Source organism: Rhodoluna sp. KAS3 (assembly GCF_026000575.1).
GTDB lineage: Bacteria > Actinomycetota > Actinomycetes > Actinomycetales > Microbacteriaceae > Rhodoluna.
The window spans coordinates 204,379-226,382 of the sequence record NZ_AP026910.1; the positions used below are offsets into that span (position 1 = coordinate 204,379).

Annotated in this window: 22 protein-coding genes and 1 riboswitch; of the genes, 9 read left to right on the forward strand and 13 right to left on the reverse strand. The window is 54.1% G+C overall.

Annotated elements, in window-relative coordinates; genetic code table 11:
• Positions 1–12 precede the first annotated feature (12 nt).
• Positions 13–891 carry a bifunctional methylenetetrahydrofolate dehydrogenase/methenyltetrahydrofolate cyclohydrolase gene (locus tag OO731_RS01070; protein WP_264890315.1) on the forward strand — a complete coding sequence of 293 codons (879 nt, stop codon included), beginning with the start codon at positions 13–15 and terminating at the stop codon, positions 889–891.
• On the opposite strand, the gene OO731_RS01075 is transcribed toward OO731_RS01070, so the two are convergent.
• Together OO731_RS01075 and OO731_RS01080 are read right to left on the reverse strand one after the other, a co-directional pair.
• A complete protein-coding gene (locus tag OO731_RS01075; protein ID WP_138316136.1) occupies positions 888–2,735 on the reverse strand; it encodes an ABC transporter ATP-binding protein in 1,848 nt (615 codons plus the stop codon). The genes OO731_RS01070 and OO731_RS01075 overlap by 4 nt on opposite strands.
• Before the next feature lie 6 nt (positions 2,736–2,741).
• A complete protein-coding gene (locus tag OO731_RS01080) occupies positions 2,742–3,605 on the reverse strand; it encodes a hypothetical protein (protein WP_264890316.1) in 864 nt (287 codons plus the stop codon).
• Positions 3,606–3,686: 81 nt separating this feature from the next.
• On the opposite strand from OO731_RS01080, the gene OO731_RS01085 reads away from it, so the two are divergent.
• The 3 genes from OO731_RS01085 to OO731_RS01095 are packed head-to-tail and all read left to right on the forward strand — an operon-like array spanning position 3,687 to position 6,270.
• Positions 3,687–4,616 (forward strand): ABC transporter ATP-binding protein, encoded by a 930-nt coding sequence (locus tag OO731_RS01085; RefSeq protein WP_264890317.1) that lies wholly within the window; start codon positions 3,687–3,689, stop codon positions 4,614–4,616.
• A gap of 8 nt (positions 4,617–4,624) precedes the next feature.
• On the forward strand, positions 4,625–5,428 hold the full coding sequence (locus tag OO731_RS01090) for an ABC transporter permease (RefSeq protein ID WP_264890318.1): 804 nt from the start codon (positions 4,625–4,627) through the stop codon (positions 5,426–5,428).
• Complete coding sequence (locus OO731_RS01095; RefSeq protein ID WP_264890319.1) at positions 5,425–6,270, forward strand: ABC transporter permease; 846 nt, start codon at positions 5,425–5,427, stop codon at positions 6,268–6,270. Before OO731_RS01090 ends, OO731_RS01095 begins: the two co-directional genes overlap by 4 nt.
• A gap of 58 nt (positions 6,271–6,328) precedes the next feature.
• Here OO731_RS01095 and OO731_RS01100 read toward each other — a convergent pair whose 3' ends face one another.
• From OO731_RS01100 to sdhC, 11 genes are all read right to left on the reverse strand, one after another.
• Positions 6,329–6,697 carry a hypothetical protein gene (locus OO731_RS01100; RefSeq protein WP_138274991.1) on the reverse strand — a complete coding sequence of 123 codons (369 nt, stop codon included), beginning with the start codon at positions 6,695–6,697 and terminating at the stop codon, positions 6,329–6,331.
• A gap of 3 nt (positions 6,698–6,700) precedes the next feature.
• Entirely contained in the window at positions 6,701–7,156 is a 456-nt protein-coding gene (gene ribH, locus OO731_RS01105) for a 6,7-dimethyl-8-ribityllumazine synthase (protein ID WP_264890320.1), read from the reverse strand.
• Complete coding sequence (gene ribA / locus OO731_RS01110; protein WP_264890321.1) at positions 7,153–8,388, reverse strand: GTP cyclohydrolase II; 1,236 nt, start codon at positions 8,386–8,388, stop codon at positions 7,153–7,155. Before ribA ends, ribH begins: the two co-directional genes overlap by 4 nt.
• Positions 8,388–8,984: a riboflavin synthase gene (locus OO731_RS01115; RefSeq protein ID WP_264890322.1), complete on the reverse strand. Its 597-nt coding sequence runs from the start codon at positions 8,982–8,984 to the stop codon at positions 8,388–8,390. The genes ribA and OO731_RS01115 overlap by 1 nt, the downstream gene beginning before the upstream one ends.
• A complete protein-coding gene (ribD, locus tag OO731_RS01120) occupies positions 8,984–10,009 on the reverse strand; it encodes a bifunctional diaminohydroxyphosphoribosylaminopyrimidine deaminase/5-amino-6-(5-phosphoribosylamino)uracil reductase RibD (protein ID WP_264890323.1) in 1,026 nt (341 codons plus the stop codon). The genes OO731_RS01115 and ribD overlap by 1 nt, the downstream gene beginning before the upstream one ends.
• An 82-nt stretch (positions 10,010–10,091) precedes the next feature.
• Positions 10,092–10,218, reverse strand: a riboswitch (FMN riboswitch).
• A 15-nt stretch (positions 10,219–10,233) separates the two neighbouring features.
• Positions 10,234–11,238, reverse strand: coding sequence for a tryptophan--tRNA ligase (gene trpS, locus OO731_RS01125; protein WP_264890324.1), 1,005 nt, complete (start codon positions 11,236–11,238; stop codon positions 10,234–10,236).
• Positions 11,239–11,280: 42 nt separating this feature from the next.
• Positions 11,281–12,090, reverse strand: coding sequence for an exodeoxyribonuclease III (locus tag OO731_RS01130; RefSeq protein WP_264890649.1), 810 nt, complete (start codon positions 12,088–12,090; stop codon positions 11,281–11,283).
• Between the two features lie 9 nt (positions 12,091–12,099).
• Positions 12,100–12,858, reverse strand: coding sequence for a succinate dehydrogenase iron-sulfur subunit (locus OO731_RS01135; protein WP_138274997.1), 759 nt, complete (start codon positions 12,856–12,858; stop codon positions 12,100–12,102).
• On the reverse strand, positions 12,858–14,639 hold the full coding sequence (gene sdhA / locus OO731_RS01140; RefSeq protein ID WP_264890325.1) for a succinate dehydrogenase flavoprotein subunit: 1,782 nt from the start codon (positions 14,637–14,639) through the stop codon (positions 12,858–12,860). Before sdhA ends, OO731_RS01135 begins: the two co-directional genes overlap by 1 nt.
• 19 nt (positions 14,640–14,658) lie before the next feature.
• Positions 14,659–15,099: a succinate dehydrogenase hydrophobic membrane anchor subunit gene (locus OO731_RS01145; protein WP_138274999.1), complete on the reverse strand. Its 441-nt coding sequence runs from the start codon at positions 15,097–15,099 to the stop codon at positions 14,659–14,661.
• A gap of 11 nt (positions 15,100–15,110) precedes the next feature.
• On the reverse strand, positions 15,111–15,476 hold the full coding sequence (sdhC, locus tag OO731_RS01150; protein WP_264890650.1) for a succinate dehydrogenase, cytochrome b556 subunit: 366 nt from the start codon (positions 15,474–15,476) through the stop codon (positions 15,111–15,113).
• A gap of 121 nt (positions 15,477–15,597) precedes the next feature.
• On the opposite strand from sdhC, the gene OO731_RS01155 reads away from it, so the two are divergent.
• The 5 genes from OO731_RS01155 to OO731_RS01175 all read left to right on the forward strand — a co-directional run bounded on the left by OO731_RS01155 (position 15,598) and on the right by OO731_RS01175 (position 21,998).
• Complete coding sequence (locus tag OO731_RS01155) at positions 15,598–16,716, forward strand: mannose-1-phosphate guanylyltransferase (RefSeq protein ID WP_264890326.1); 1,119 nt, start codon at positions 15,598–15,600, stop codon at positions 16,714–16,716.
• 166 nt (positions 16,717–16,882) lie between these two features.
• Positions 16,883–17,962 carry a BMP family ABC transporter substrate-binding protein gene (locus OO731_RS01160; RefSeq protein WP_264890327.1) on the forward strand — a complete coding sequence of 360 codons (1,080 nt, stop codon included), beginning with the start codon at positions 16,883–16,885 and terminating at the stop codon, positions 17,960–17,962.
• A gap of 138 nt (positions 17,963–18,100) precedes the next feature.
• Positions 18,101–19,600 (forward strand): ABC transporter ATP-binding protein, encoded by a 1,500-nt coding sequence (locus tag OO731_RS01165; protein ID WP_138315979.1) that lies wholly within the window; start codon positions 18,101–18,103, stop codon positions 19,598–19,600.
• On the forward strand, positions 19,597–20,772 hold the full coding sequence (locus OO731_RS01170) for an ABC transporter permease (protein ID WP_138275004.1): 1,176 nt from the start codon (positions 19,597–19,599) through the stop codon (positions 20,770–20,772). Before OO731_RS01165 ends, OO731_RS01170 begins: the two co-directional genes overlap by 4 nt.
• A complete protein-coding gene (locus tag OO731_RS01175; RefSeq protein ID WP_264890328.1) occupies positions 20,772–21,998 on the forward strand; it encodes an ABC transporter permease in 1,227 nt (408 codons plus the stop codon). The genes OO731_RS01170 and OO731_RS01175 overlap by 1 nt, the downstream gene beginning before the upstream one ends.
• Positions 21,999–22,004 lie beyond the last annotated feature (6 nt).

The window sequence follows — 22,004 nt, forward strand, 5'->3', positions numbered from 1 at the left end:
CTGGATTCGGGCATGACTGCAATCAAACTTGACGGTCTAGCAACAGCAAAGGCCATCAAGGCTGAACTTGCAGAGCGAGTAATTGAGCTAAAGAAAAAGGGCGTTACCCCTGGTTTGGGTACGCTCTTGGTCGGCGACGACCCAGGCTCACACTCTTACGTTGCTGGCAAGCACCGTGACTGCGCTGAAGTTGGTATCCACTCCATCCGAGTTGACCTGCCAGCCACAGCCAGTGCGGCCGATGTCCGCGCGGCCATCCGTGATCTTAATGACGCGAATGATGTCACCGGATACATTGTTCAGTTGCCCTTGCCATTTGGTCTAGACACCAACGAAATGTTGGAGTTGATTGACCCGTCTAAAGATGCTGATGGTTTGCACCCAACCAACCTGGGCCGCCTGGTTCTTGGAGTATCGGGTGAACTAACCTCACCTCTGCCATGCACGCCGGCCGGAATCGTTGAACTGCTATCTCGCTACGATGTGCCAACTCGCGGTGCCGAAGTTGCCGTTATTGGCCGCGGTGTCACAGTTGGTCGACCACTTGGTCTGCTGATGACGCGCAAGGGCATTGACTCGACCGTCACGCTGTTGCACTCTGCAAGCCGCGACCTAGAGCAGGCCGTCAAGCGCGCTGACATTGTGGTTGCAGCATTGGGCGTTGCTCACTTTGTTCAGCCAGAGTGGATCAAGCCGGGTGCAGCCGTGATGGATGTTGGCATTACCCGCGTTGAAGCCACCGGCCCAGATGACAAAGCGCGTTTGGTTGGCGACGTTGACCCTCGTGTTGCCGAAGTTGCCGGATTTATGTCGCCAAACCCTGGCGGCGTTGGTCCAATGACTCGGGCGATGCTGGTCAAAAACGTCGTTGACGCAGCCAGCCGCTTCTAAACCAGCAACTGTTGCTTAGCTAGCTTTTTGTAGAGCGGTGTCGAGGCAACCAGCTCACTGTGGGTTCCAATTCCGACAACCTTGCCGTGGTCCAAAACAATAATCTGATCGCTGTCGACCACCGTTGACAGACGGTGAGCAATCACAATTAGCGTGCGGTTTTTTGCCACAGCATCGATGGCATCGCGCATGCGCTGTTCGTTCAATCCATCCAGCGCTGAAGTTGATTCATCAAGCAACAGAATTGGCGGGGCTGACAACAGGGCACGGGCAATTGCCAAACGCTGACGCTCACCACCTGAAAGCATCACTCCGCTCTCGCCGACCTCAGCGTCGAGACCCTTGGCGTCACGCTCTAGAACCTCGGTTAGGTTTACTTCTTCAAGAACCTGCGTCAACTGTTCATCGGTTGCATCTGGCGCACCGATGGTGAGGTTGGCGCGAATCGAACCAGCCAAAACCGGAGCATCCTGCTCTACATAACCAATCTGTGCTCGAAGCGCTGCTCGGCTAATGGTGGTAACCGCTTGACCATCCATCAAAATCATGCCGGCGGTTGGTTCGTAAAAACGCTCGATCAACGAGAAGATAGTTGACTTGCCTGAACCCGATGGGCCCACCAGAGCAATTCGCGAACCGCGCTGAATCTTGAAGCTCACATCGTGCAGCACCTGACGATTTTCAGGAATCTCGGTGTCTTGGGTGGCGTGCACGCTCTCGCCATTTGCAGCCTGACCAACATAACCAAATGACACATTTTCAAATTCGATGGCGGTGTCGTTGACGGCCACAACCTTGGCTGCGTTTTTGGTTTCAAGGTCAGACTCTTCGACCGGAACCTGCAGAATTTCTTCGATGCGGGCCAGCGCACCCAAGCCAGACTGCACCGATGTGTAGGCGGCAAAAGCCTGGCCGAGCGGGCGAATCATCTGGAACATCAACAGGATAAAAGTAATCAGGCTGGCCACCGAAGTACTGCCGGTAGCAACTCTGAATCCGCCAACACCCAGCACCACAATAAAAGCACCGTTCATGGCCAGGCCGGCTATCGGGGTAATCATGGCGTTGATTTTTGCAATCTTTACGCCCTGAACAAAAGCCTCTTTGGCATCAGAGGCAATTAGATTGCTCTCTCGAACCTCAGCGCGCGCCGCACGAATGGTTCTAACCGCACTCAGTGCACGCTCTACCGCTGCTGCCATGTCACCAACCCGCTGCTGAGCCTTGGTGGTTGCCGAACGCACCTGGCGGGCGGTGACCGAGATTGCTGCAATCGCGAAGACCACCATTATTAGGGTTAGGCCAAGCAGTACCGGGTCAATAATTGCCATTGCAACCAGTGAGCCGACAAAAATCAAGATGCCACCGACGGCATCGATGAGCCCCTGGGTAAGAACCGCGCGCAACAGGGTGGTGTCAGATCCAACGCGAGAGACTAGGTCGCCGGTTCGGCGAAGGTCGTACTCAAAAATTGGCAGGCGCAAAAGTCGGTGCGCCAGCTTTTGCCGCGCCGAAAGCACAACGCCCTCGCCGGCTTTTGCCAGTACGTAGTACATCAGGCCGCCGAGCACCGCACTGCCCAAAATCACTGCCACCAGGATGGCAACCAGCGGACCGAGGTCATCGCCGTTTTGAACCGCGGTGATTACCTGACCGACAACCAAAGGCTGAGCCAGGCTGATGGCTGCACCAACCACAGAGAGGGCAGTAGCCAACCAGAGTGCTGGCTTGTGCTCTAGTAGGTATGGCACCAGCTGTGAAAACTTGGCTTTTGGCCCGTTCTTGTCATGCTCGTTGTAGCTGGCGGATCCGCGGTTGCCTGGTCGGCCTCTAAACATGCTCATTCTGAATCAAACCGTTTCTATTAACTGTGGATTCCCCATGATTGCCTCGTTCAACAGGTAGTTGATTTCTGGCAGTGACAAAGCTGGGGTGTATGCGGTGTGCTGGTGAAATTTGGCAAAGTTTGCGCTCTGCAGGGCGGCTAAAGCGTCGGCGTGATTCAACTTCAAAAACATGCGGGTGCTGTTTGGTGCGCGCTCAAAATCGGTGTGCACTTTTCCGCAACCAAACCCAAATATGGTCAGTGCAATGTCAGCGTCTTCGGCGCTAACCTTGCTGATAAATCCGTTATCGACCACCGAGTACTTTGGCCGCAATTCTGGCTTGCGCTGCCAGATCTGAAAGCAGGTTGCTAGGCTGTTGCGCTGAGAGATTTTGGTTCCGGTCTCATCCTCATAATCAACATGAATGTCGTGGTCGGCAATCAGATGGAATCTGCGGTCCAGTCGGTTAATCACCGACCACTTTCTCCATGATCGCGGCACGATAAAACAGATGTAATCGCTGTGATCTGCTGCCTTGTTGAAAAAGGGGATGGAAAGCGAATTGTTTCGGCCAAACGGTGGGTTTGAAATTGTCACCGCGTTTGAACTCAAAATGGTTGCGCTAAGAAAATCAGCTTTTGTGACGCCGGGGTGCTTTGGCTCAATGTCAAAGGACTCAAACTTCTCAGCACCGATGGCTTTTGCCGCTCGAATAAACGAACCGGTGCCACCGGCAGGTTCGAGAATTGTTCGCGAGCTAAGGCCGGGAACGGTTTTTTCTACCTCACGGATTAGATCCAGCGCAAGGTAGGTTGGGGTGTAGTACTGCTCTTTGCCAGTGACGCGGGTGTTTCCCGGTTTTGCTGGCTTTTCAAGAGTTGCAGACACGGTTCAAGGGTACCAGTGCTAATCTGGAGGGCTGCCCAGAATCTGGGCCCCAGCGACGCTGGAACAAACTGAGGAAGTATTTTGGCAGACGAAATTTTGATCAAAGCGGTTGGCCTGACCAAGAGCTATGGCGACTTCATCGCAGTCGATGGAATTGACATTGAAGTCAAGCGCGGCGAGGCGTTTGGTCTGCTTGGGCCAAACGGTGCCGGTAAATCTACAACCATGAGGATGATCTCGACCACATCGCAGCGCACCTCAGGTGAGCTAACGATTTTGGGCAAGGACCCGGCTAAAAAGGGCCCGGAAATCCGTGCTCACCTTGGAGTTGTGCCGCAGCAAGACAACCTTGATCGCGAACTCAGCGTTTATGAAAACCTCATGACCTATGGCCGATTCTTTGGCCTGCCGCGCAAGTACCTGAAGAGCAAAGTCCTTGAACTTTTGGATTTTGCGCAGCTAGCCGACAAGGCCAAGAACAAGACTGACGAACTCTCGGGTGGCATGAAGCGCCGACTGACCATTGCCCGCGGATTGGTGAACAGTCCAGAGATCTTCTTGCTAGATGAGCCAACCACCGGGCTAGACCCTCAGGCCCGTCACATTCTCTGGGACCGCCTGTTCCGCCTAAAAGAGCAGGGTGTCACGCTGGTAATTACCACCCACTACATGGATGAAGCCGAGCAGCTGTGTGATCGGCTAATCGTGATGGACAAAGGCAAAATCATGGCCGAGGGAAGCCCGGCTGACCTCATCAAGCGCTACGCAACCAAAGAGGTGCTTGAGGTTCGCTTTGGTTCTGACAAAAACGCGATTGCTGCCGAGACCATAAGCAAGCTGGGTCGCCGTATGGAGGTGCTACCTGATCGAGTCTTGGTCTACTCAGACAACGGCGAGCACGACCTGCAGCAAATTATTGAGCTGGGCCTTGAACCAATCACCTCGCTGGTTCGACGCAGTTCACTCGAGGATGTCTTCTTGCGTCTAACCGGCCGAACGCTGATTGATTAATCATGAGTGTGGTTGATGTAAAAAAGGCTCGCCGTTGGGCCTGGTGGCAGGTGACCGAATACCGCCTTGTTGAGGTCAGTAAGTGGTGGGTGTCCGTTGTGCTCTTCGGTATCGGCACACCGGTTCTTTACTTGTTCTCTATCGGTCTTGGAGTCGGCGCTTTGGTGCAGGCAAACACTGGGGGAGCGGGTGTCGATGGCGTGCCATACCTAACCTTCTTGGCACCAGCACTGCTGGCTACGGCAGCTATTCAGGGCGCTCAAGATGAATCCACTTTTCCGGTTATCAATGGATTTGTTTGGGGCAAGGGGTTCTTTGCCATCAACTCAACCCCGATTACCGGCACCGATATCGCCAATGGGGTCATGGGTCTTGCGGTTATCCGCACGTTTATAACCACCGGCATTTACGCGATGATTTTGGTGCTCTTCAACGCCACAACGTTTGATCGAATTATTCCTATGTACCTTGTGGCCTGTGTTGCGGCGCTTTGTTATGCGGCCGTCATGATGGCGGCGAGCGGATTCGTAAAGATCGATGGGCACTTTGTCGAGATCATCCAGCGACTAATCATCATGCCGATGTTCATGTTCTCGGGCACCTTTTTCCCGCTGGAGAGCATGCCAATTTACCTTCAGGTTTTCGGCTGGGTATCTCCGCTCTGGCATGCCACTGACCTAAGTAGGGCTATCAGTTATGGTCATGAAATTCCAGGATGGTTGGTCCTGGTGCACGTGCTGTATCTCTTGGCGCTAGCTGTCATAGGAATGCTACTTTCTTACCGCCAATTCAATAAGAGGTTGGAACAGTGAGCCTAGTCAACACTGCCGTTACCGGTGCAATTGCCATCGCCGAGCGCAGGTCTAAGCGGTTTGGTTCAAATATCTACGCAGGACGCAGCCACGTAATTATGGAGCGTGGTTTTACCGCTTTGCGCCGAACCAATTGGTTTAGCTTTGCCTCCGGATTCCTTGAGCCAGTATTCTTTTTGCTCTCCTTCGGGTTTGGTGTCGGGCAGTTGGTCGGTGGCATCACCGATGGCTCTGGCAATTCAATTCCTTACGCTGCCTACATTGCTCCGGCTCTGCTGGCCACCTCGGCTATGAATGGCGCAATCTATGACTCGACCTGGAATGTGTATTTCAAGATGCACTTTGCACACCTTTACGAGACCATTTTGTCTACGTCACTTGGTGTCTTAGACGTTGCACTCGGTGAGATCAGTTGGGCGCTTTGGCGAGGTGCGCTGTATGCATCTGCCTTCTTGGCAATTATGTGGCCGGCTGGTCTAATCACAACCCCGTGGGCGATTCTTGCAATTTTTGGTGCGGTGTTCATAGCCTTTGGGTTTGCCTCTTTTGGCATGGCTATCACCTCGTATCTGAAGTCCTTTCAACAGATGCAGTGGATCAACTTTTTCCTTATGCCAATGTTCCTGTTTTCGGGCACCTTTTTTCCGCTAACCACCTACCCAGATTGGTTGCAGCTGGTTGTTAAGGCCCTGCCGCTCTGGCACGGAATTGAGCTGGAGAGAGCCCTGATGCTTGGTAATTTCAGCGTCGATCTTCTAGGGCACATTGCCTACTTTGTGGTGATGATTATCATCGGTTTGGTGTTTACCACCAAGCGCTTAAACAAGGTTTTCTTGAGCTAGTCAGAGCAATAAAAAAGGACCTCGGCCAATGCCGGGGTCCTTTTTTAGTTTGAAGTTTTTACGCGGTTACGCCCACCACAACAGCAACTGCCAGGTTGATCACGGTTAGTAGACCAATTGTCGGAACAACCCACTTTGGAGCTGAATCCTTCTTGGCAAAGGTGTAGGCAATAAAGAAGATTCCGGTGATGCCCAGTCCCTTAATTGACAGCACTAGGTTGTTTACCTCTTCACCGTTGGCATAGACCAAACCGGTCATGATCAAGCCGGTTAGCAGCGCCAACCATGAACCGTGCAGAATGCCCGCGTTCACCGGTGCGCCGGTCTTGAAGCGCTTGGTCTCGTTCAGCACACCGGCCATGATTGCGGCAAAGCCAAGTAGGTGAAGCACCAAGGTGATGCGAATGATTAGTTCTAAAGTTTCCATATTTTAGAGTCTAGCCATCAGCACAGCGGCTTCAACCGCTTCGGCACCCTTGTCTTCTTTCGAGTTTGGTAGACCGGCACGGTCAAGCGCCTGCTGCTCATTGTCGACAGTTAGCAAACCAAAGCCAATTGGCACACCGCTGTCGAGCTGGACTCGGGTCAAGCCATCGGTTGCCGAGCTGCAGACGTAATCGAAGTGAGGGGTGTCACCCTGAATTACAACGCCCAGGGCAATAACTGCATCCGCACCAGCATCGATGGCTTTTTGAGCACCTAGAGGCAACTCAAAAGCGCCAGGTACTCGCCAAATTTCATAGGTGTCGTTGCCGGCAGCCTTTAGCGCACGCTCAGCACCGGCCAGAAGGCCGCCTGTGATTTCGGTGTGCCAGCTGGTTACGACAATCGCAATCTGCAAACCTGACGCATCGATAGTTAGTTTTGGGGCTCCCGCTCCACTCATGCTTTTACCTCCGGAATTAGGTGACCCATGCGGGCACGTTTGGTTTCTAAATACTGTTCGTTCTGAGTTGCTTGGCCAACGATAACCGGCACATAAGAGTTCACCGGAATCCCGGCCTCTTCAAGGTAGCCACTCTTGGCTGGGTTGTTGGTCATCAATCGCACGCTGGTTACACCCAGGTCGCGCAAAATCGCTACGGCAGCGCCGTACTCGCGGTTTTCGCTCGGTAGACCCAGGGCCAGGTTGGCATCAACGGTGTCGAGGCCGGTGTCCTGAAGCGCATACGCCTTTAACTTGTTCAACAGACCAATGCCTCGACCCTCCTGACCGCGCAGGTAGATCACAATTCCACCGGCTGGGTCGTGCGCAATTTCATCGAGTGCAAAATCAAGCTGCGGTCCACATTCACACTTGAGTGAGCCGAAAGCCTCACCGGTAATGCACTCGCTGTGCATGCGTACCAAAACATCGTCACCGGTTGGGTTGCCGGCGATGATGGCAACATGGTCGGCAGTGGTCTTGATGTCGTAGTAACCGCGCACCTTGAATTCACCGTGAGTGGTCGGAAGCTTGGCTTCGGCTTCTAGGCGAATACGGTTGTTTGGGCGTTCAGCGTTGAATTCAAGAAGGTCTTTACGGTACTCGACCAGCTGATTAACTGTGATTACCTCAAGGCCCTCGCGCTCGCCAATCTCAAGTAGTTTGTCGAAGCGGGTCATGCTGCCGTCAGTCTCGACCATTTCAGCAATTAAGCCAACCGGGTTCAGTCCAGCAAGCTTCAAAAGGTCAACGGTGGCCTCAGTGTGGCCTGGGCGTGCCAATACACCTTCGTGGTGGGCGCGCAGCGGAATCACATGCCCCGGACGAATCAAATCGCTCGGCACGGCATCAACCGAACCCAATACCCGGAGAGTTTTGGCGCGGTCAGCGGCACTGATTCCGGTGGTTACGCCCTCGGCTGCGTCCACAGAAATCGTGTACTGGGTGCGGTGGCGGTCCTGGTTGGTCGTGGTCATGAGCGGCAATTCCAAGCGGTTGGCAATCTGCTCGGTCATCGGTGCGCATAGGTAGCCAGAGGTGTGGTTCACAAACCAGGCAACCCACTCGGCAGTGGCAAACTCAGCAGCCATAACGGCGTCGCCTTCGTTTTCACGGTTCTCGTCATCGGCGACCAAAATCGGCTTTCCGGCGCGCAGGGCGTCCAGTGCAGCTTCGATGGTTGAAATAGCCATTAGATGTTCCTCGCTTCAAGAAGGCGTTCGATGTGTTTAGCCATTACATCGGCCTCGACGTTTACTTTGTCGCCTGGTTTTTTACTTCCCAGGGTGGTTAGTGCCAGGGTCTCCGGAATCAGACTTAGGCCGATCCAGTCATTGCCAACCTCATTTACGGTTAGCGAAACTCCATCGATGGTGATTGAGCCCTTGAGTACCACGTACTTCATCAACTGCTCTGGAATCGAAACCCGCACCCACTCCCAGTTCTCAGAAGGTTGCCGCGAGATGATTTCGCCAACGCCATCTACGTGCCCCTGAACCACGTGGCCACCAAATCTGGTTGCGGCGGTCATGGCACGCTCAAGGTTGACCGGGTCGCCCACCTTGATTCCGTGAAGGCTGGTTAGGCGCAGGGTCTCTTGCATAACGTCTGCGGTGAAGGTTTCCGAGTCAAATTCCACTGCGGTCAGGCAGGTGCCGCTAACTGCGATGGAGTCTCCGCGCTTGACGTCTGACACTACAGTCGGGCCCTCGATGGTAAGTCGCAGGGCATCCTCAAGAACCTCGATGGATCGAACTTTTCCAAGCTCTTCAACAATTCCGGTAAACATTAGTTCCCCTTCGGTACAGATCGAATCAAGAGGTCTTGACCAAGCGGTTTGACCTCAACAAATGAAAGTTCTTTGGCTTCAGCCATGGTGCCCACGGCGATTTCAGAAACTGATGTTCTTGGTCCGCCAATAAGCATTGGGGCCAGGTAGGTGATGAACTCATCGACCAGGTTCAGCTTGATAAAGGCACTGGCCACTTTTGGCCCACCCTCAACCATTAGGTGCTTTGCGCCTCGAGCCTTGAGCTCAGCCAAGATGCCATGAATCGAGTGGGTGCGGTACTGCACAGTCGGGGCATCATCGTTGAAGATTCGGTAGTCGGTGCCCAAGTCGGTCTCGCCAAGAACCACACGCAGTGGCTGGTGCTCATAAAGTGAGCCATCAGGCTTGCGAGCAGTTAGTTCTGGATTGTCTTTGATGACGGTCGAGGTGCCCACCAAAATTGCATCAAGCTCAGAACGGCGGCGGTGAGCATCGATGCGTGATTCCGAGCCGCTAATCCATTTGCTGGTGCCGTCGGCAGCTGCGCTTCGGCCGTCAAGGCTGCTGGCCCACTTTAGAGTCACGTATGGGCGGCCCAGTTTTGCTGAGGTTAGCCAGACCCGGTTTTGGTCGTCAGCCTGGTTTTTCAGCACCCCGGCAATAACCTCAATGCCCGCGTTCTTCAAAGTCTCGGCGCCTCCACCAGAGGCATCGCCTGGGTCGCTCGATGCGTAAATTACACGGGCAATTCCCGCTTCAATCAGAGCCTGGGCACATGGGCCGGTTACACCGGTGTGGTTGCATGGCTCAAGGGTTACCACTGCGGTGAGCCCAGCGGCAGATTGCCCGTTTTGAATCAGATTTTTGAGAGCTGCAACTTCAGCGTGGTCTGTCCCAGACCCCTGGTGCCAACCCTCAGCCACAATTTCGCCGGTGGCATTCAAGATCACGGCACCTACCTGCGGGTTTACGCCAAAGGCTGGTCCGAGTAGCGCAAGTTCAAGCGCGCGAGTCATCGCTGCTTCGTAATTTGCGTTGGTCATCCGCTGTTTCCGTTCTGAGTGAACGTACTGCGGGGTAGGAAAAGTAGGCCGAGGCCTGTGCCGAAAAACGGCGCGACCTAAGCCTGTTCTTCTCCCATCCGGACTTTAACCGTCGGCATCTGAATTTCACAGATTCAACCGACCACCGAAGTGGGCGGGTCGCGGGCTGTAACCGCCGGCTCAGATTTTCACTGACCCCGAAGAACGTGTGTTGCTAAATAAGGCTAACGCCCTGCAGGAATAAACCCAATTCGGTCATAAACAATTCCCAAGGTCTTCTCAGCAAGTTCATTTGCCTTGGCTGCACCCTGTGCCAAAAGGCGGTCCAGTTCGGCAGGGTCTGTCAAAAGCTCATTTGCCCGAGTGCGAATAGGTTCTACCGCGCCCAAGACCACCTCGGCTACTTCGCCCTTCAGGTCTCCGTAACCCTTGCCATCAAAGTGGGCAACGAGAGAATCGATGCTCTGGCCTGAAATTGCAGAGTGAATTCCCAACAGGTTCGAAACACCTGGTTTGGTTTCGCGATCAAAGCGCACGACGCCATCGTTGTCAGTAACTGCGCTCTTGATCTTCTTCAGAATCACGTTCGACTCATCCATGATGTTGACTAGGCCCTTTGGGTCACCAGACTTCGACATCTTGGCCTCAGGGTTTTGCAAGTCGTAAATCTTTGCAGTCTCTTTGAGAATTACCGCTTCTGGAATCACAAAGGTCTCGCCGAATCTTGAGTTGAATCGGTTAGCCAGGTCACGGGTTAGTTCTAGGTGCTGTCGCTGGTCCTCGCCAACTGGCACTGCCTTTGGCTGATACAGCAGGATGTCGGCTGCCTGTAGGACCGGATAGGTAAACAGGCCCACCGATGCTGAATCGGCACCGTTCTTTTGTGACTTGTCTTTGAACTGAGTCATTCGGCCGGCCTCGCCAAAACCGGTAAGCGTCATGAGTACCCAGGCCAACTGAGCGTGGGCCGGAACATGTGACTGAACAAACAGCGCCGACTTATTTTCATCGATGCCTGCGGCTAGGTACTGTGCCGCTGTGACACGAGTGTTCTGGCGCAACTGGGCAGGGTCCTGCGGAACCGTGATGGCGTGCAGGTCAACCACGCAGTAGAAAGCGTTGTAGTCATCCTGCATCTTGGTCCAGTTGACCAAAGCACCCAGATAATTTCCGAGGTGAAGAGATCCAGCCGATGGCTGCATTCCAGAGAGCAGGTTTGGTTTAGTCATAGGGACAAGTTTAGACGAGCGCCCAGAGCGCTTAGGGAGAGGCTAAATGGCGTAGTCAACAACCACAGGGGAGTGGTCGGTCCAGCGAGTGTCATACGAAGCGGCTCGGTGCACTAGGTAGTTGCTGGCACCCGCAGCTAGGGCTGGGGTTGCTAGGTGGTAGTCAATTCTCCAGCCGGCATCAGTGTCGAACGCCTGTCCTCGGTATGACCACCAGGTGTATGGGCCAGCCACATCTGGGTGAGCGGCACGGCCAACATCAACCCAGCCCTGCTCGCCCATCATGGTGTCAAAATAGGCACGCTCCGCCGGCAAAAAGCCTGCGTTTTTGAGGTTGCCTTTCCAGTTCTTGATGTCCAGCTCGGTGTGCCCAACATTTAGGTCGCCAACCACAACAGCCTTGGCGCCCGAGGTAATTAGGTCATTCATTCGGCTGGTCATGGCCTCAAGAAACTTGTACTTTTCAACTTGCTTTGGGGTGTCAACCTCGCCCGAGTGCACGTAGGTGCTGATCACGGTAATCGGGGTGCCATCGATGTCAAAGTCCGCCTCAAGCCAACGGCCGGCTGAATCAAAGTCATCTGGGCCCAACTCGGTGCGGTGGGCAATCGGTGCAATTTTGCTCACAATGGCAACGCCGGCGCGGCCCTTTGCGCTGGCCGCGTCGTGCAAAAAGTGCCAGCTGCCGTTTGCCGGTGGGTTGGCTTCAAATAGCTCGACCAGGTCTTTGGTCTCGGCGCGCACCTCTTGAAGTGCAATTACATCGATGTCTTGGTTGGCAGCCAACCAGTCGGCCATGCCTTTCTTGAAGGCAGCGCGAACACCGTTGACGTTTACCGTCGCAACTTTCAGTGACACAGGTTACGGCTTGCCGCGAAGAATGGCCTGCTTGACCTCAGCGATAGCCTTGGTCACCTCGATGCCGCGAGGGCAAGCCTCGGTGCAGTTGAAGGTGGTGCGGCAGCGCCAGACGCCCTCTTTGTCGTTCAAGATGTCGATGCGGACATCGGCAGCCTCGTCACGAGAGTCAAAGATAAAGCGGTGTGCGTTCACAATCGCAGCTGGACCAAAGTACTGACCATCGGTCCAGAAGACTGGGCAAGATGTGGTGCAGGCCGCGCAAAGAATGCACTTGGTGGTGTCCTCAAACTTTGAGTGCTCGGCTGCGCTCTGTAGGCGCTCCTTTTCAGGGTTGTCGCTGGCAATCAAGAATGGCTTGATGTCGCGGTATGCCTGGTAGAACGGGTTCATGTCTACAACTAGGTCTTTTTCGACCTCTAGACCCTTGATTGGCTCAACGTAAATTGGCTGAGTGATGTCAAGGTCCTTGATCAGCGTCTTGCAGGCAAGGCGGTTACGGCCGTTGATGCGCATTGCATCAGAACCACAAACACCGTGGGCGCATGAGCGGCGGAAGGTTAGCGAACCATCCATCTCCCACTTGATCTTGTGCAGGGCGTCAAGCACGCGGTCGGTGCCGTGAACCTGAACGTCAAAGTCCTGCCAGCGCGCTTCTTGACCATCTTCAGGGTTGTAGCGGCGAACAAATAGGGTTACCTGAAAAGACGGAACAGCGCCCATCTCTTCGAAAGCGGTTGGGGTGTTAGCTGCCTCAGTCATTAGTACTTACGCTCCATTGGCTGGTAGTTAGTAATCGTGACTGGTTTCCAGTCGATCTTGATGTTGTCGCCCGGCTTTTTAGCTGGCTTGTCGGTCAAGTAGGCCATTGAGTGAACCATGAACTTCTTGTCGTCACGAGTCTCGTAGTCTTCACGGAAGTGACCGCCGCGGCTTTCACGACGTTCACGTGAGGTGAATGCCAAAACCTCAGCAAGGTCAAGCAAGAATCCAAGTTCAATAGCTTCAAGCAGGTCGGTGTTAAAGCGCTGACCCTTGTCTTGAACTGCGATGTTCTCGTAGCGCACGCGAAGCTCGGCGATCTTGTCGAGTGCCTCGTTTAGAGACTCCTCGGTGCGATACACCTGAGCGTTCTTGTCCATGGTGTCCTGCAGCTCCTTGCGAAGTACAGCTACCTTTTCGGTGCCCTTTGAGTTGCGAACCTTCTCGATCATCGAGATGACCTCGTCGGCAGCGTTGGCAGGAACATCGACGTGCTTTGCAGTCTTGGCGTATTCAACCGCTGCGATACCGGCGCGCTTACCGAAGACGTTGATGTCAAGGAGCGAGTTGGTGCCGAGGCGGTTTGCGCCGTGAACTGATACACAGGCGCATTCACCAGCCGCGTAAAGGCCTGGCACAACGGTCTTGTTGTCGCGAAGAACCTCTGCCTGCACGTTGGTCGGGATTCCACCCATTGCGTAGTGAGCAGTTGGGAACACTGGAACCGGCTCGGTGTAAGGCTCAACACCCAAGTAGGTGCGGGCAAACTCGGTGATGTCCGGCAGTTTCTCATCGATGACTGCAGGTGGCAGGTGAGTTAGGTCAAGTAGAACGTAATCTTTGTTTGGTCCAGCACCGCGACCCTCACGAACCTCGTTGGCCATTGCGCGAGCAACCATGTCTCGCGGAGCAAGGTCCTTGATGGTCGGTGCATAGCGCTCCATAAAGCGCTCGCCAGATGAGTTGCGAAGGATTCCACCCTCACCTCGGGCTGCTTCAGAAAGCAAGATGCCCAGTCCGGCAAGGCCGGTCGGGTGGAACTGGTAGAACTCCATGTCCTCAAGCGGAAGACCCTTGCGGTAGATGATGCCAACGCCATCACCGGTCAGGGTGTGCGCGTTTGAAGTGGTCTTGAAGATCTTGCCAAAGCCACCGGTTGCAAAGATGATGCTCTTGCCCTGGAATACGTGAATCTCGCCGGTGGCAAGTTCGTAAGCCACAACAGCCGATGGGCGCTCTTCGCCGTCAACCTTGTTCATGACTAGGTCCAGAACATAGAACTCGTTGTAGAACTCAATGCCCAGCTTGACGCAGTTCTGGTAGAGGGTCTGAAGAATCATGTGACCGGTGCGGTCGGCTGCGTAGCATGAGCGGCGGACCGGAGCCTTGCCGTGGTCACGGGTGTGGCCACCGAAGCGGCGCTGGTCAATCTTGCCGTCTGGAGTGCGGTTGAAAGGTAGACCCATGTTCTCTAGGTCGATAACTGCCTGAACTGACTCTTTAGCAAGAATCTCAGCAGCGTCCTGGTCAACCAGGTAGTCGCCACCCTTGACGGTGTCAAAGGTGTGCCATTCCCAACTGTCCTCTTCAACGTTAGCTAGGGCTGCGGCCATTCCGCCCTGAGCTGCACCAGTGTGCGAGCGGGTAGGAAACAGCTTGGAGATAACCGCGGTCTTGGCGTGTGGCCCAGCCTCGATGGCTGCACGCATGCCAGCGCCACCGGCGCCAACAATCACAACGTCGTACTGGTAGTGGTGAACCTTTGGAGTTGCGCTAGACAATTTATAGATTCCTTTGGGGCTACTTTGCCGAACAGAAAGATGGAAGAAGCTCTGCAGCGGCGCCTGCAGGGCATGGGTCGAAGGTGAAGACCACCAGAGTGCCCAGAACTACAAGAACTGCACAAACTGCCCATAGAGAGGTAACCAAAACCTTGCGAGTTGATTCCTTCGAGGTGTAGTCGTTCACAATCGTGCGCATACCGTTGGTGCCGTGAATCATGGCTAGCCAAAGCATGGCTAGGTCCCAAACCTTCCAGAATGGGTCTGACCACTTGCCGCCTACGAAAGCAAAGTCAATGGCCTTGATGCCTTCACCTAAAAAGAGGTTGGTGAATAGGTGGCCAAAAATCAGGATGACCAACAGCACACCAGAGGCACGCATGTAGAGCCAGCCGTACTTCTCGAGGTTGGCTTGGTTGCGGTTACGAGGAGCGCGTGGTTGCTCGATTACTACAGACATTTCGCTACTCCTTAACCGAATACGTGAGATAGGTGACGAGGGGCAAAGCCGATGAAGGTCAGAGCAGCTAGGGCAACAACCACCCAAAACATGACGTTCTGGTACTTGACGCCCTTGCGCCAGAAGTCAATCAAGATGACTCGAAGGCCATTGAGAGCGTGGAACAGGATGGCGGCTACCAGGCCAAGTTCTGCGACACCGATTAGTGGAGTCTTGTAGGTGGCGATAACCGCATTGTAAGCCTCTGGGCTCAATCGCACGAGCGCGGTGTCAAGAATGTGAACGAGCAAGAAAAAGAAAATTGCAACTCCGGTGATGCGGTGCAGCACCCAAGACCACATTCCAACTTTTCCCCGATACAAAGTACCTGCTGGCATTGACGGCACGAAAATCCTCCTGGATTGGCGTTTTTCTGAAAAGAAAATTCGGTTTAAGTCTACGCCCATTGACAGCCTGCCCTCGCCGATTAACGCCCAGTCGGCTAGGGTTTTGATTGTTATGGGCATTCAGCGAGATCCAATTGATCGATTCTTCAGCATCATTCCTGCCGGCGGCATCGGAAGTCGGCTTTGGCCGCTCTCACGTGCCTCGGCCCCTAAGTTTCTCCACGACCTAACCGGCTCTGGTCAAACTCTCCTTCAGGACACCTGGGATCGACTAACTCCGATTGCCGGCCGCGACCGCATCTTGGTGGTAACCGGCAAGGTGCACAAGTCTGCGGTTCTAGAGCAAATCGAAGATTTGTCTACCGAGAACCTGGTCCTCGAGCTTTCACCTAAAGACTCAACGGCAGCCATTGCGCTCGCGGCAGCGATTTTGATGAAGCGCGAGCCAGACGTAATTATTGGATCTTTCGCTGCCGACCACGTGATCAACGAAGACGAGCTTTTTCGAGCCACCGTTCGCGAGGCAGTTGAGGTTGCCGCTACTGGCAAGATTGTGACCATCGGCATCGAACCAACCGAGCCATCGGTGGGTTTTGGATACATCAAGTCCGGTGAATCATTGAACCTAGCGTCGGCACCGAATGCTCGAAACGTAGTCAAGTTTGTTGAGAAGCCAAACATTGCCAAGGCTCGCAAATATGTAGAGTCTGGCGAGTACCTGTGGAACGCCGGCATGTTTATTGCCCCGGCATCGGTGTTGCTCGAGCAGCTCCAAAAATCAGAATCAGAACTTCACGCTGCCATCCTGGCTATGGCGGATGCCTGGGACACCGATGACCGCAAGGCATCGCTAGAGAAAATTTGGCCGAAGCTCAAGAAGGTTGCCATCGATTATTCGGTTGCCGAGCCTGCAGCTGCAGCCGGCTTGGTTGCCGTAGTTCCGGCAACCTTTACCTGGCACGATGTCGGCGACTTTGCCGCCATTGCCGAACTGCAGTCTCAGGGTCGCCGCGGCAACCTTGCGGTATTGGGCAACGCCAAGGTCCTAGCTGATTCATCCAGCGGCATCCTGGTCAGTGACACCGATCGTCTGATTGCACTAATCGGTGTTGAAGACATCATTGTGGTTGACACACCCGACGCGCTTTTGGTTACCACCAAGGAGCACGCTCAGCGAGTCAAGAGTTTGGTTGACGCACTCAAGGCAACCGGGCACTCAGACGTTCTTTAGTCCCGCTCGGGCTGCTGAAATATTCGGCTAACCGAAGAGTGATTGTTTCAAAATAGTTAAGTTTTCTAAACGAATCACTTTGGCGTATCAATGCCCTCCGAAGGGCAATTAGGCTAGCAACGACGGCTCATGAAAGCCATGTGCCGATATTCCGGGAGGAATTCAAATGAACAACAACATTCTTAAGGGTCTGGCGCTGGCTTCTGTTTCAGCACTAACCCTTGCTGGTTGCGCCGCTGCCCCTGCAGAGCCATCAGCAGAACCAGTTGACTTCAAGGCTTGCATGGTCTCAGACCAGGGTGGTTTTGACGACGGTTCATTCAACGAAGAGGCATACAACGGCCTAAAGAAGGCAATTGCTGTTCTTGGCGTTCAGTCAGCTGAGGCCCAGTCAGCCTCAGACGCAGACTTCCAGCCGAACGTTGACGCCATGGTTGCCGAAGGTTGCGACTTGGTTGTAAATGTCGGTTTTGCACTAGGCGCGGCTACTGACAAGGCATCTGCAGCAAACCCAGACGTGAACTTCGCACTTGTTGACGAAAAGCTAGTTAACGCTGACTTTAGCTACCGACCAGTCGACAACGTTAAGCCACTTTTGTTTGACACTGCAGAGGCTGCATTCCTGGCAGGTTACGTTGCAGCTGCAACCACTCAGACCGGCAAGGTAGCTACCTTCGGTGGCGCTAACTACCCATCTGTAACCATCTTCATGGATGGCTTCAAGCAGGGTGTTGCATACTACAACGAGGCAAAGGGTACCTCAGTTGAGGTTCTTGGAGCCGAGGGTGACGACCGTTCAAAGTGGACCATGACCGGTGACTTCCAAGACGTTGCCAAGGGCAAGACAGTTTCTGCCAACTTCATCAAGCAGGGTGCAGATATCATCCTTCCTGTTGCAGGTCCAGTAGGTCTTGGTGCAGGTCAGGCAGCCCTTGATGCTGAAGGCGTTTACGTTATCGGTGTTGACACCGACTGGTACACAAACCCTAAGTTCGACGAGTTCAAGTCACTGATCTTGACCTCAATCCAGAAGAACATGAGCGTTGCAATCTTTGAGACCATCGAAGAGGCCCTAAACGGCAACTTCGCCGGCGGCGAGGCTCTTTACGTTGGAACTCTAGAGAACGACGGTGTGGGCATTGCTCCAGAGCACGATGCTGCATGGTCTGCTGGTCTAGCTGATGAAGTTGCTGCTCTTGAGGCTGCAATCATCGCTGGCGATGTAGAAGTGACCTCTGAGTACTAAATCGAAGTAAAAATCTAACGAAAGTTGGGGGTCGAGTATTCGGCCCCCAACTTTTTTAGTCGGTCAGTTGGTTCAAATTGCCCAATTAGACTGAAAATCTGACGTGGATAACACGAAGAACTGAAACGGGAAATGGCAATGAAGCTGGAACTCCGAGGCATTACCAAACGCTTTGGCACCATGACTGCTAATGACAATGTGAACCTGGTCGCTGAACCAGGCCAAATTCACTGTCTACTTGGCGAAAACGGTGCTGGCAAATCAACCCTGATGAACGTCCTTTACGGTTTGTATCAAGCCGATGGCGGAGACATCTTGATCGACGACAAGGTCGTTAAATTTTCTGGTCCGGGTGACGCGATGGCAGCCGGCATTGGAATGGTGCACCAGCACTTCATGCTGATCCCAGTCTTTACCGTCGCCGAAAATGTGATTCTCGGTCACGAGCCAACTAAGTTTGGTGGCTTGCTAGACCTCGAGGCAGCGCGCAAGCAGGTGCGCGAAATTTCAGAACGCTTTGGTTTTGAAGTAGACCCAGATGCCATCGTTGGCGATCTTCCGGTCGGTGTTCAGCAGCGTGTAGAAATCATCAAGGCCCTGATGGGCGACGCTCAGGTTTTGGTTTTTGATGAGCCAACAGCGGTGCTCACCCCTCAAGAGACCGATGAGTTGATGGCCATCATGAAGCAGCTGCGTGCCGAAGGCAAGGCAATTGTTTTCATCACTCACAAACTTCGTGAGGTAAAAGAAGTAGCCGACAAAATCACTGTGATTCGTCTTGGCAAGGTTGTCGGTGAGGCCGACCCAAAGGCCTCGGCCAACGAGTTGGCCTCGATGATGGTTGGTCGTGCCGTTGACCTCGATGTCGATAAGGGTGAACCAAAGCTTGGCAAGACCACCTTCAAAATCACCGGACTTTCGACCTGGAATCATGCTGGAACCAAGGTTCTTGATGACGTCAACCTAGAAATCCGCGAGGGTGAAATCTTGGTAATCGCCGGAGTTCAGGGCAACGGCCAGACTGAACTAACCGAGGCAATCATCGGTATGCACGGCCGCACCACAGGATCGATTGAGCTCGATGGTAACCAGCTGATTGGCAAAAACGTCAAGCAGGTTCTCGACCTAGGTGTTGGTTTTGTTCCTGAGGACCGTACTGAAGACGGCCTCGTCGCCGACTTTACGATTGCCGAAAACCTGATGCTTGACCGCAGCGATCGCAAGCCATTTGCCAAGGGCATTAGCCTTCAGCTCAACTTCCTGAAGCAGTTCGCCGAAGAAAAGCTGAAGCAGTTCGACATTCGCGCGCAGAGCATCAATTCAAAGGCGTCAGAACTTTCGGGTGGAAACCAGCAGAAGGTGGTCTTGGCCCGCGAACTCGCCCGTGAGCTTCGTTTGCTTGTGGCCTCGCAGCCTACTCGTGGTTTGGACGTAGGTTCGATCGAGTTTGTTCACGAGCAAATCGTGGCAACTCGCGACAGCGGAATTCCGGTGCTGATTGTGGCAACCGAGCTCGATGAGGCAACTCAGCTGGGCGACCGCATCGCAGTTATGTACCGCGGCAAGGTGGTGGGCGTTGTGCCAGCCACAACTCCGCGTTCAGTTTTGGGTCAGATGATGGCAGGTATCAGCGCATGAACAAAGTTGTGAAGCAAATCTTCAACCCAAGTGCACTGGTAACTGTGCTGGCGGTCTTGGCATCGTTCCTTATCGGTGGCCTTTTGATTGCATTTGCCAACGAGGACGTCCAGGCGACCTCTGGCTACCTGTTTGCCCGACCAACCGACTTCTTGTCGGCAGTGTGGAACGCGGTGTTCGGTGCCTATGACGCGCTGTTCCGCGGATCAATTTTCAACTACAAGGCCATGGACAGCGTGGGCATGATTAAGCCGCTGACCGAGACCCTTACCTACGCAACACCGATTACCCTGGCCGGCTTGGGCATGGCAGTGGCATTTAGATCAGGCCTATTCAACATCGGTGGAACCGGCCAGATTATCTTTGGTGCGATGGGTGCTGCTTGGGTTGGTTTTAGCCTCGAGTTGCCAGCCATCATTCACCTTCCAGTTGCCGTTATCGCCGGTATTTTGGCCTCAGCGCTGTTCGGTGGTTTTGTTGGTTTCTTGAAGGCTGCCACCGGTGCCAATGAGGTCATTGTGACCATCATGATGAACTACATCGCCAGCCTTTTGCTTTTCTGGATTCTCACCACTCCGCTGTTTCAGGCGCCAAACGCAACCAACCCAATTTCTCCAGAAATCGCGGCCTCGGCCAAGTACTGGAGATTCATGGGAGACGATTACCGCATCAACGCGGCGTTCTTTGTCATGCTAGCCATGGTTGCAACCGTTTGGTGGTTGCTAAACCGCTCTTCAATTGGTTTCCAGTTCCGTGCTTTGGGTCACAACCCGAATGCGGCCAAAACTGCCGGTATCAACATCGGTGTCACCTACGTATTGGTCATGGCGGTCTCGGGTGCGCTGGCCGGTTTGGCCGGAACCGCCCAGGTATTGGGTGCTGAGAAGTACCTAACCCCAAGCGTGGCAGCCAGCTTTGGTTTTGACGCCATTACCGTTGCGCTGCTTGGCCGATCAAAGCCTCTGGGTGTGTTGGCTGCCGGCGTTCTGTTTGGTGCGCTTCGTGCCGGTGCGGTAATCATGCAGGCAAACCAAAAGGTACCAATTGACATCGTGCTTATCGTGCAGTCGCTGGTGGTTCTCTTTATTGCAGCGCCGCCACTGGTGCGGTTTATGTTCCGTGTACCTGACCTAGCCAAAAAGCAGGCAGAAAAGAAGCAGGTGGCTGCATAATGAAGCGCTCAATAAAGACACCGATTGCTTTCTCGCTCTTTGTTGTTCTCAGCCTGTGGCTGGCGGCAACAGCTCCGGCCGGCACAACGCTATTCAGTTTCAATGCCGGCAATGAACTCTTTGAGGTTCCAGACTTCGAAATTCCGGTGGCCGGTGCTGGGTGGCTAATTTTTAGCCTGCTCGGTTTGGCTACTGCTGCTTCGTGGTTCTTGGCACTCAAGCGCAAAAAGACCCCGCTGTGGGTCACCGGCCTATTTGCCTTCGCTTTCGTTCAGCAGCTGCTGGTGCTGATTTTCGTCGGTGAAATGTTCCCGGTCACCACTACTCTTCAGGGTTCGTTGGCACTAGCTGTTCCGCTTATTTTCGGTTCACTTGCCGGTGTGCTTTCTGAGCGCGTTGGTGTCATCAACATCGCAATTGAAGGCCAGCTTTTGGCAGGTGCTTTTGCCTCGGCCATGGTCACTTCGATCACCCACAGCCTCACCGCGGGCCTCATCGCAGCTGCGATTGCTGGTTCGCTGATTGCCGGAATCCTGGCCGTCTTTGCCATCAAGTACGTGGTTGACCAAATCATCGTTGGTGTGGTCGTGAACGTCTTGGTAATTGGTTTGACCAGCTTCTTGTACTCAACGGTCATGACTCGCGACCTAGTGGCCCTAAACCAGCCTGAGCGTTTCGACCAGATCGACATCCCGCTGCTGTCCCAGATTCCAATTCTTGGACCGCTGCTGTTCTCACAGACCCTGATCGTGTACCTCATGTACATTGCCGTTGCTGTGGTTTACGTGGCGCTGTTCAAGACCCGCTGGGGTCTGCGCGTTCGTGCGGTTGGCGAGTACCCGAAGGCTGCCGACACCGTTGGTATCAAGGTTTACCGCACTCGCTACATGAGCGTGATGCTCGGTGGTGCACTGGCAGGTATCGGTGGCGCGTTCTTCACCCTCGGTGCCGTTGGCTCGTTCAGTAAAGAGATGACTGCGGGTGCCGGTTACATTGCCTTGGCCGCGCTGATCTTTGGTCGCTGGAACCCGATCTATGCAACCCTGGCCGCCTTGATGTTTGGTTTTGCGCAAAACCTCCAGTCGGTGCTCAGCATCATCGGTTCAGACGTACCTAGCCAGTTCTTGCTGATGCTGCCTTACGCGTTGACCGTAGTTGCAGTGGCAGGTTTGGTCGGCAAGGTCACCGGCCCGGCTGCAACCGGCAAAGCCTACATAAAGAGTTAGGTCTTC